The 2,020-nt window shown below is 57.7% G+C and carries 3 protein-coding genes; all 3 read left to right on the forward strand.

The window, feature by feature from the left end; translation table 11 throughout:
* On the forward strand, positions 1 to 224 hold a 224-nt coding region (locus tag ACWIGM_RS31245), incomplete at its 5' end, for a chromate transporter (protein WP_454029846.1).
* Positions 225 to 234: 10 nt separating this feature from the next.
* A complete protein-coding gene (locus ACWIGM_RS31250) occupies positions 235 to 540 on the forward strand; it encodes a PadR family transcriptional regulator (protein ID WP_000130000.1) in 306 nt (101 codons plus the stop codon).
* A 226-nt stretch (positions 541 to 766) separates the two neighbouring features.
* Complete coding sequence (locus tag ACWIGM_RS31255; RefSeq protein WP_001389365.1) at positions 767 to 1,531, forward strand: IS6-like element IS6100 family transposase; 765 nt, start codon at positions 767 to 769, stop codon at positions 1,529 to 1,531.
* Positions 1,532 to 2,020 lie beyond the last annotated feature (489 nt).

Below are 2,020 nucleotides of genomic sequence, written 5' to 3' on the forward strand. Positions count from 1 at the left end.
GCAATACAGGCATCCAAGCTGCGCTGGCCGGGATCAATGCCGCTGTAGTCGGCTTGCTGCTGGCCGCGCTGTATCAGCCTGTATGGACTAGCGCCATCTTTCAGCCGCAAGACTTCGGCTTGGCATTAGTTGCCCTTGTCGCACTTATGTTCTGGAAGCTCCCGCCGTGGCTGGTTGTCCTCGGTAGCGGTGCAGCTGGGTGGCTGTTGAGCGTCGCTCTGTGAGGCACAAAAAATGACTGACAAAGACCTCTACGGCGGTTTGATCCGCCTGCACATCCTTCACCATGCAGCCGAGGAACCTGTCTTTGGGCTGGGGATCATCGAAGAGCTACGCCGACACGGCTACGAGATGAGCGCTGGCACCGTGTACCCGATGCTGCACGGCCTGGAAAAAAAAGGCTATCTGACCTCACGCCACGAACGCACCGGGCGACGTGAACGGCGTGTTTATGACATCACTGAACAAGGCAGAACTGCACTTGCTGATGCGAAAACAAAGGTCAAGGAGCTGTTCGGAGAGTTGGTAGAAGGTGGTTGAGTTTTTGCTTCTATGTCAGGTTGAGCTATACCCTAACTGGATTGTCATTTTCAGAAGACGACTGCACCAGTTGATTGGGCGTAATGGCTGTTGTGCAGCCAGCTCCTGACAGTTCAATATCAGAAGTGATCTGCACCAATCTCGACTATGCTCAATACTCGTGTGGGCTCTGTTGCAAAAATCGTGAAGCTTGAGCATGCTTGGCGGAGATTGGACGGACGGAACGATGACGGATTTCAAGTGGCGCCATTTCCAGGGTGATGTGATCCTGTGGGCGGTGCGCTGGTATTGTCGCTATCCGATCAGCTATCGCGACCTTGAGGAAATGCTGGCGGAACGCGGCATTTCGGTCGACCATACGACGATCTATCGCTGGGTCCAGTGCTACGCCCCGGAGATGGAGAAGCGGCTGCGCTGGTTCTGGCGGCGTGGCTTTGATCCGAGCTGGCGCCTGGATGAAACCTACGTCAAGGTGCGGGGCAAGTGGACCTACCTGTACCGGGCAGTCGACAAGCGGGGCGACACGATCGATTTCTACCTGTCGCCGACCCGCAGCGCCAAGGCAGCGAAGCGGTTCCTGGGCAAGGCCCTGCGAGGCCTGAAGCACTGGGAAAAGCCTGCCACGCTCAATACCGACAAAGCGCCGAGCTATGGTGCAGCGATCACCGAATTGAAGCGCGAAGGAAAGCTGGACCGGGAGACGGCCCACCGGCAGGTGAAGTATCTCAATAACGTGATCGAGGCCGATCACGGAAAGCTCAAGATACTGATCAAGCCGGTGCGCGGTTTCAAATCGATCCCCACGGCCTATGCCACGATCAAGGGATTCGAAGTCATGCGAGCCCTGCGCAAAGGACAGGCTCGCCCCTGGTGCCTGCAGCCCGGCATCAGGGGCGAGGTGCGCCTTGTGGAGAGAGCTTTTGGCATTGGGCCCTCGGCGCTGACGGAGGCCATGGGCATGCTCAACCACCATTTCGCAGCAGCCGCCTGATCGGCGCAGAGCGACAGCCTACCTCTGACTGCCGCCAATCTTTGCAACAGAGCCCGCCGTGCTAGTCTGCTCGGTGATGGTGGAGTGAAGCCAACCCGCAATCGGGTTATGAATCTGCATCGCGATTCGCAATCAGCTGTCTCTTGAGCATGTCGAACTCCTGCGATGTTATCTCGCCGTGCTCGTGCTGCTACACCAACTTGTCCAACTCATCCGCCACACCGCTCCCCACCACCTGCGATGGCCAGGTTGTTTGCTGGGCGCATTGGCGGAGTATCGTCTCGACCCGGGACACCCACACCGGCACAACCTTACGGGAGTGATTCACTGTCAAAGAATCGGCCCGGTGCTCTGACGCAAGTATCGGGATGGTCACCATTTGTAAGCCGTAGACCTGAGTGGTGATCAAGACTTCGATACCACCGACCGTACCGGTACTAATCGACGACGGTCGTGTTCGTCGCCTGCCGCAGGGACTCTGCACACCTC

The sequence above is a fragment of the Allobosea sp. NPDC055332 genome, from assembly GCF_053645455.1.